At 38.6% G+C, this 7,366-nt stretch carries 5 protein-coding genes, 1 tRNA gene and 1 pseudogene; 5 read left to right on the forward strand and 2 right to left on the reverse strand.

All coding sequences use genetic code 11. The features are described from left to right. Nucleotides 1-291 precede the first annotated feature (291 nt). The 3 genes and pseudogenes from N5O98_RS26675 to N5O98_RS26685 all read left to right on the forward strand — a co-directional run bounded on the left by N5O98_RS26675 (nt 292) and on the right by N5O98_RS26685 (nt 5,088). Nucleotides 292-945: a hypothetical protein gene (locus tag N5O98_RS26675; protein ID WP_004311368.1), complete on the forward strand. Its 654-nt coding sequence runs from the start codon at nt 292-294 to the stop codon at nt 943-945. Between the two features lie 200 nt (nt 946-1,145). Further along, nucleotides 1,146-4,169, forward strand: a pseudogene (locus N5O98_RS26680) (PAS domain-containing hybrid sensor histidine kinase/response regulator). A gap of 40 nt (nt 4,170-4,209) precedes the next feature. After that, nucleotides 4,210-5,088 (forward strand): DMT family transporter, encoded by an 879-nt coding sequence (locus tag N5O98_RS26685; RefSeq protein ID WP_022200196.1) that lies wholly within the window; start codon nt 4,210-4,212, stop codon nt 5,086-5,088. A 59-nt stretch (nt 5,089-5,147) separates the two neighbouring features. Here the strand turns inward: N5O98_RS26685 and N5O98_RS26690 are convergent. After that, nucleotides 5,148-5,221: transfer RNA gene (locus N5O98_RS26690), tRNA-Thr, on the reverse strand. 94 nt (nt 5,222-5,315) lie between these two features. On the opposite strand from N5O98_RS26690, the gene N5O98_RS26695 reads away from it, so the two are divergent. After that, nucleotides 5,316-5,918 carry a TlpA family protein disulfide reductase gene (locus N5O98_RS26695; RefSeq protein WP_004300781.1) on the forward strand — a complete coding sequence of 201 codons (603 nt, stop codon included), beginning with the start codon at nt 5,316-5,318 and terminating at the stop codon, nt 5,916-5,918. A gap of 144 nt (nt 5,919-6,062) precedes the next feature. Here the strand turns inward: N5O98_RS26695 and N5O98_RS26700 are convergent, their stop codons facing one another. Beyond that, a complete protein-coding gene (locus tag N5O98_RS26700; protein ID WP_022200195.1) occupies nt 6,063-6,794 on the reverse strand; it encodes a class I SAM-dependent methyltransferase in 732 nt (243 codons plus the stop codon). A 95-nt stretch (nt 6,795-6,889) separates the two neighbouring features. Between N5O98_RS26700 and N5O98_RS26705 the strand changes: the two genes are divergently transcribed. Further along, nucleotides 6,890-7,075 carry a hypothetical protein gene (locus N5O98_RS26705; protein ID WP_004300779.1) on the forward strand — a complete coding sequence of 62 codons (186 nt, stop codon included), beginning with the start codon at nt 6,890-6,892 and terminating at the stop codon, nt 7,073-7,075. The last annotated feature ends 291 nt before the right edge of the window (nt 7,076-7,366 follow it).

A 7,366-nucleotide genomic window follows, 5' to 3' on the forward strand; every position in this document is an offset into this window, starting at 1 on the left:
TTGGAATATAGCAACTTGTTGCCAAATGCATGAGGAAAAAGCAGCATAGCCAAAAGAAAATATAGCAGAACTGTAAAATATAAAAGAGGTTGTGCCAACGTTTTGACACAACCTCATTTCTTTTTGGGGGGACCATTCTGGGGACCAATTAGGTAGTATATTATGGATATACCGTTACTGCATGCGCTAATCCTTTTTATTTTAGGTTTTTCCCTACTGACAATTATGGAATTCACTTATTTATTCTGATTTTCCTGCGTTACTTTTGTTCTAAATCAAAAGAAAAACGCCATGAAAAAGATTTTATTTATCCTGTTTGTTGCCCAGTTTATTTTGGCTCCTTATATAATAAAGGGCTATGGTGCAAATCTTGTTGAAGATAATTATGAGTATTCGGGAGTTGACCAAGGGAGAGAGACTGTTGAAAAGGATATTTTAGGTAATATCATCATCCGTGATGATAATGGTAATAGAAAGACTATTGAAAAGGATATCTTAGGGAATATCATCATTCGTGATGATAAAGGCAATAGAACGACTATTGAAAAGGATATTTTGGGGAACATCATTATCCGTGATGATAGAGGCAATAGAACGACTATCGAAGAGGATATTTTAGGAAATTTCATTGTTCGTGATGATAAAGGTAATAGAAAGACTATTGAAGAAGATTTTCTAGGAAATACCATTATCCGGGACGATAAGGGTAATAGAAAAACTATAGAGAAAGATATTCTGGGAAATACTATTATTCGCGATGACAAAGGTAATAGAAAGACGATTACAAAAGATATCTTTGGGAATACTATTATCGAGGATGATAAGGGGAATAGAACAACTATTAAAAAAGATATTTTTGGAAACGAAATAATTGAATATGGTAACGGTCATGGGAAAATTATTAAAAAGGATATTTTTGGAAATACAGTCATTGAGGAGTATTAAAATGTACTTTTTAAAATGATAATATATGGGATGTCATTTGAGATAGGGGTTATTCACAATATCGTGGATAGCCCCTTATTGTATGTTATAACCTGGCAATAATATTTTCGCTATAAAATCATATTATAATCGTAAAAGTGTATATATTTGCATAGTGCGGAGATAAAATATTTATTTCTAAGTTATTCAAGGATAAAGAAATGGAACACAAACAATTACTAACTGTATTTAATTCACTTCCTGTTGGAATAGGTTTCTTCACAGCCGATGGCACTCTGGTAAGATGCAATGAAAGCTTCTGCCGAATTTTTGGCGCTGACTCGCAAACGCTTCTTGGTAATAAACTCAACATAAATGAAAATTCTGTGGTTCCTGACGTGGTGAAGGAAGCAGTTCGTCGTTGTGTTCCGGTACAGATGAGTTTTTTGTATGATTTCGATAAACAGAGAACCGATAAACGCTTTTTCTCTACGCGTACCCGGACCTGCTATTTGAAATGTAATGGTAATCCTCTTTATGACAATGATGGCAAGTTTGTTAATTACATTTTTATCTTTGAAGATATTACAGAAACGGTGAAAAGTGAAGAGGTACTCCGTCAAAGTCGCCGGAAAACGGAGCTTGCTATGAAGGCAGCCAACATCATGTTTTGGGAATTTGATGCAGTGGCCAAATTATTTTATAGTGATAATGAACCGCTGAATGGATACGATCAGTCTAAGCCAGTTAGTATGGCACTATATCTGGAGACTTTGCATCCGGATGACCGTAGTCAGGTTACTGAAGTAATGGAAAGAATGAGCAATGGGGAAGATTTTTCTTTTTCTTTTGATAGCAGGGTTATGTTACCGGATAGCTCAACCTGGCAATTTTGTACGATAAGCGGTGCTTCTTATGAATTTGATTCTAATAAGAAGGTATTGAAATATGTTGGTACCCGAAAGAATAATACGGAGGTGCAGAAAAAGGAGCAGTTCTTCTATAATATATTAAATAATCTTCCGTTATCTGTTCATATCAAAGATGTAGAGAATGATTTCCGCTATGTTTTTTGCAATGAAGAGAGTAAGCTCATGTTTGGTACCAGCGAAGATAAAACTACTTATGATGTGCTGAGTGAAGAAGAAGTAGAGCGTATTCAGAAGACTGATTTAGAGGTATACAATACTGGGAACCCTTATTTCGGCATGGAACGTATTATACTGAAGGATGGACGCAGCTATGATACTATTGTTCGCAAAAGTATAATTGAAGATGATGGCAAACGCTTTCTGTTAAATACCCGCTGGGATCAGAGTTTACAAAATGAACTGAAGCGTCGTGCACAGCTGCTAACTGTCACTATGGAAGCGATGAATGCCTTCACCTGGTTTTTTGAGCCGGCTAAGAACAGGGTGAGTTTCGGTGAAGGTTTTGATAAAAATGGGAAAAAGGCATCAGAAATTAATTCGGTCGAGAAATATCTGACTCTCGTACATCCTGATGACCGACAAAAGTTTGCTGAAACTTTGCAAAAGGCGGTAGAACTAGGAAGCGGTGTATGGGATGTGGAATATCGCATTGACTTTAAAGGAGATGGCATGTATCAATGGTGGGAAACGCGTGGCCTTGTTGAAACCACAACTTTGAACGATGCTCCTTATAAGTATTTGTTCGGTATGACGCAAAATATCGATTCCTATAAGCAGACTGAATTGACCTTACTAAAGAATAAAGAAATACAGGACGCTTTGGTACGACAGAATGAACTGGTTCTTAACAATACGAATTCAGGGTTGGCCTACATCACGAAGGAATATATGGTTCAATGGGAAAATATTTCGTTATGTTCAAAAAGTCTTTCTTTTGAAGCCTACAAAAAAGGTGAACTTTGCTATAAAAGTACATATAATCGTACTTCTCCCTGTGAAAATTGTGTGATGCAACGTGCTTTTGTTTCATTACAGACGGAACAGATGAAGTTTTCGTTGGACAGTGCGCATACCGTTGAAGTGTTTGCCACTCCCGTAGTTCTTGAAGATGGATCTGTGGATGGTGTTGTAATTCGCGTGGATGATGTAACGGAGCGTGAAAAAATGATTAAGGAATTGCAGGAAGCCAAACATCAGGCAGAGCAGTCTGATAAATTGAAATCTGCGTTCCTGGCGAATATGAGTCATGAAATCCGTACTCCCTTGAATGCTATTGTAGGTTTTTCGGAGTTGATGGCTTATGCCGGAGAAGAAGAAAAGGCGGACTATATCCAGATTATTAATAGTAATAATGAGTTATTGCTAAAACTGATAAATGATATACTTGATTTATCCAAGCTGGAAGCCGGTTCGGTAGAACTGAAATACGAACCGTTCGACTTATCCGAACATTTTGAAAACATGTTTACTTCCATGAAGCAGCGCCTGAAGAATCCGGATATCGTGTTAACTGAAATCAATCCTTATCACTGTTGTCGGGTAACTCTGGACCGTAATCGCGTGGCACAAATTATAACGAATTATGTCACTAATGCTATCAAATATACTTCAAAAGGTTCTATTAAAATGGGATATGCATGTAAGGATGGAGGCGTCTATTTTTATGTGAAAGATACCGGTATTGGTATAGCTGATGATAAAAAAGGAAAAGTATTCCAGCGTTTTGAGAAACTTGATGAGTTTGCCCAAGGTACCGGACTTGGACTTTCTATTTGCAAGGCAATTGCAGAAGCTATGGGAGGTAAAGTCGGCTTTGAATCGGTACACAATGAAGGATCGCTGTTTTGGGCATTTTTACCTTGTGAAGTCGATACACTTTCTATGGTAGAAGAGAAGAAAGAAGAGAATATCTCCGGAGGAGAGTTTGGTGCGAATGACGAAGTGATGGAGAAGAGTGCCGGTCGGAAAACAATTCTCATAGCTGAAGATATACAAAGTAATTATTAGCTGGTGTCTACTATCCTGAAGGATCATTATGATTTACTGCATGCGGAGAATGGGCAAAAGGCAGTGGAAATAGCGCGTAGCCAACATGTCGATTTGTTGTTGATGGATATGAAAATGCCTGTACTGGATGGATTGAAGGTTACAGCTGAAATACGTAAGTTTAATGCTAGCTTACCTATCGTCGCACTTACCGCCCATGCTTTCGATTCTGACCGGATTGCTGCAATAAAGGTCGGCTGTAATGAATATCTGGTTAAGCCGATTGAAAAAATGAAATTAATGGTGGCATTAAAGAAATATTTATAATCTTTGCATTGTGAATATCTGGAATTAGTTGAATATATCGATGAATCGTATTAAAGGTATACTTTATGCGGCGGTATCCTCCTCCACTTTTGGGCTGGCTCCGTTTTTTTCTATAACTCTGTTGTTAGCTGGTTTTTCGGCTTTCGAGGTGCTTTCTTATCGTTGGGGAGTGGCTGCTATTGTATTGACACTGTTTGGATGGTGTTCGGGATGTAATTTCCGGCTGGCAAAGAAAGATTTGTTAGTCGTTTTTTTATTAAGTTTGTTGCGGGCAACCACCTCATTCAGTTTGCTCATTGCCTATCAGAATATAGCCACGGGGGTAGCATCGACTATTCATTTTATGTATCCGTTGGCTGTATCATTGGCAATGATGTTTTTCTTTCATGAAAAGAAATCTCTTTTGGTGATGCTTGCTGTTTTAATGTCTTTGTTTGGTGCTGCTTTACTGTCATCGGGAGAGTTGGAGGCGAAAAGTGGTGATACAATAGTAGGATTGGTGGCGGCTTGTATTTCTGTCTTTTCTTACGGAGGATACATCATTGGGGTTCGAACAACACGAGCCGCTCAAATCAATTCCACTGTACTGACATGTTATGTTATGGGGATGGGAGCTGTTTTCTATCTGATAGGAGCTATGGCAACTTCCGGGCTTCATCTGGTGACAGACGGTTATATATGGCTGATTATTTTAGGACTTGCATTGCCGGCTACGGCTATTTCCAATATAACTTTGGTACGGGCAATTAAGTATGCGGGACCTACACTGACTTCTATTTTAGGTGCGATGGAACCACTGACAGCCGTTGTGATCGGTGTCTTTGTTTTTAAAGAACTGTTTACCCTGAATAGTGCTATTGGAATTCTTTTGATTTTGTTGGCTGTGGGTATGGTAGTATTTCGTAAGCAAAAATCTTAAAGAAGATATTAATAAAAAATGCTGCTTATCTGATGTGATAAACAGCATTCATTCTGGAGAGCCTCTTGTCGGATTCGAACCAACGACCCCGAGATTACAAATCACGTGCTCTGGCCAACTGAGCTAAAGAGGCGTTTTTCTTTTGCGGGTGCAAAGGTATGAATTTCTTTTAAAAATGCAAATACATCGCATACTTTTTTTATATTTGCAAAGTTACCAATGATTAGATGAAAATGAAAATTATGAATGTATGTAGTGTGGCGCTTTTAGCCATAGGTATATGGGCTTGTTCCGGACAGAAGAAAGGAACGGCGAATGTTGAAGTTGCAACAGATAGTGTAGAAGTAACTGCGGATGCAAAATCAGTTCAGGCAGATAGTACAGGATATATTGTTCGGGTAGGAGAGATGGCTCCGGATTTCACAATTACCTTGACAGATGGGAAGCAAGTGAGTTTATCTTCCCTTCGTGGTAAAGTTGTCATGTTGCAGTTCACTGCAAGCTGGTGTGGGGTTTGCCGTAAAGAAATGCCGTTTATCGAGAAGGATATTTGGTTGAAGCATAAAAATAATGCAGACTTTGCTCTGATTGGCATTGACCGTGACGAACCGCTTGACAAAGTACTGGCTTTTGCAAAATCTACCGGAGTCACTTATCCGTTAGGACTGGATCCGGGAGCTGATATCTTTGCGAAGTATGCATTACGTGAATCTGGAATAACGAGAAACGTGTTGATTGATAAGGAAGGGAAAATTGTAAAGCTAACTCGTTTATATAATGAGGAAGAGTTTGCTTCTCTTGTGCAGGCAATTAATGAAATGCTGAAATAAAAGAGAGCCTTCATCAGATGTTTCCAACGGAACATATATGAGTATATAAAAATAGTAACGCTATCCTGATGTGATGGCGTTACTATTTTGGTTATATAGTGACGCTATCCGGAGTGTATACCGTCACTATATGAAGATGCATTTTCAAGCAATGCTAAGTTTGACCAGGTAATCGTAATGCTTTCCTTCTTTTATCAATTCTGCCTTAAAACCACATTCGGAAGCATATAAGCTAAGAGTCTGGAAATCTACATATAACCAGTCGAATGTGTCTCCTTTTACATCTTTATATTGCATTTGGAAGTCGATCTCTCCGTAGTAATCTCCGGCCAGATCGATGACTATGCTACCGTCTTCCTCTTCAAAAAGATAACGCAAATCACTGGAATCCATAAATATGCATCCACCGGGGTGGAGAATACGTTTCATCCGTTGGAAAAATTCGGGCATATTATTCAGCCGTCCGATGATTCCGGAACCATTCATGAGCATTAGGATTGTATCGAATGTTTCGGAAAATGTTTCATCAAAAAGGTTGATGAGGCGGGGATCGTTCACTCCGCGTTGTTTCATTACTTCGACAGATAAGGGAGAAATATCAATGGCGCATACGTCTTTTCCCATTTCCTGAAGTGCCAGCGCATGGCAACCACTTCCGGCACCTACATCCAAAATCCGTCCAGTAGCCATTTGCAGGGCGGTACGCTCTAGTATAGGCATAGACTGTATACTACGAAACAGTTCTTTGACGGGAATTTCATCTTCTTCGAATTGAGAAGAAAATACCCGCAAACGATCAGCTCTATGATGGTTGAAATAGTCAGAAATAGCGGCTCCCATCGGGTCCTTTTCTGCAGAAAGAATTGTTGTTGCCATTGGTGGTTACGATTGTTAACTTTGCAAAGATAAATAAATCCGTAGAAAAGGGTTATCTTTGCCATCGGAAATGTTGAATACTAATAAATGATTATATGAGTATAGAAGAAGCAATCATGGGTGGTATCGTTTTTAAAGGTAAGAAAGATAAGCCCAAAGAAGAGGAAAAGGTGAAAACGAAAGCGAAAAAAGCGACGTATATTCGTGGACAACATGGTTCGGGTGCAGCGAAGATGAAAGCAGATATCCGGAAGAAAAGAGCTAGCCGACATAAAAAATAAAGGCTGTAGCAATAAACGGATCATCAATCCGGTTGCCTTTTAGTCATTGAGGAGTGGCTTTTTTCTGATTAAGCAACTGGCAAGGTGGTGTTTATTTTCGGATACATATTTATAGTATTTGTTGTTTTAGGTATATATACTATGTGTTTGATAGATCATATATTCTACATAAAAAGTGGGAGGTGTGTCGTAATGCACGATGCACCTCTTTTTTTGTTCATCACTATACAAATCTGTTCACTTTCTTTAAGCTGCGATCTTTTGAAGATTTCTTTGATTTATGTGTTCCCA

It is taken from the genome of Bacteroides sp. LFL-34, assembly GCF_027257075.1.
Lineage (GTDB): Bacteria > Bacteroidota > Bacteroidia > Bacteroidales > Bacteroidaceae > Bacteroides > Bacteroides ovatus.

What these genes read in the sequence shown, in the direction of transcription:
- N5O98_RS26675 (WP_004311368.1), top strand. Translation starts at nt 292, where the DNA reads ATGAAAAAGATTTTATTTATCCTGTTTGTTGCCCAGTTTATTTTGGCT.
- N5O98_RS26685 (WP_022200196.1), top strand. Translation starts at nt 4,210, where the DNA reads ATGAATCGTATTAAAGGTATACTTTATGCGGCGGTATCCTCCTCCACT.
- N5O98_RS26695 (WP_004300781.1), top strand. Translation starts at nt 5,316, where the DNA reads ATGAAAATGAAAATTATGAATGTATGTAGTGTGGCGCTTTTAGCCATA.
- N5O98_RS26700 (WP_022200195.1), bottom strand. Translation starts at nt 6,794, where the DNA reads ATGGCAACAACAATTCTTTCTGCAGAAAAGGACCCGATGGGAGCCGCT.
- N5O98_RS26705 (WP_004300779.1), top strand. Translation starts at nt 6,890, where the DNA reads ATGAGTATAGAAGAAGCAATCATGGGTGGTATCGTTTTTAAAGGTAAG.